This window comes from uncultured Microbulbifer sp., assembly GCF_947489355.1.
Classification (GTDB): domain Bacteria; phylum Pseudomonadota; class Gammaproteobacteria; order Pseudomonadales; family Cellvibrionaceae; genus Microbulbifer.
On sequence record NZ_CANLDD010000201.1, the window covers coordinates 1 to 374 of the forward strand.

Annotated in this window: 1 protein-coding gene; it reads right to left on the reverse strand. The window is 51.1% G+C overall.

All coding sequences use genetic code 11. From position 1 onward, the window contains the following. Positions 1-374 (reverse strand): transposase (locus Q1A48_RS21450; RefSeq protein ID WP_299948920.1); only part of this gene is annotated, 374 nt, incomplete at both ends.

The window sequence follows — 374 nt, forward strand, 5'->3', positions numbered from 1 at the left end:
TTGAGGTCGGCCATAAAGGCCTTCTGGCTCTTCGAGGCCACGTACTTCATCGAGTTGCGAATCTGGTGGATGATGCAATGCTGAATCTCGGTCTTGGGGTAGATGCTCTCAATGGCCTCAGGAAAGCCCTGCAAGCCGTCTATACAGGCAATCAGGATATCTTTGATTCCACGATTGTAGAGATCGGTCAGAACGCTCAGCCAGTGGTGTGCGCCCTCCTGGTCAGACAGGTAGAGACCCAACAACACTTTCTTGCCTTCGATGTTCAGGCCAAGAATGGTGTAAATGGCCTTGCTTGTATAACGGCCATTTTCCTTGATTTTGTAGTGGATAGCGTCGAGCCAGACGATAGGATAAACCGCCTCCAGATCGCG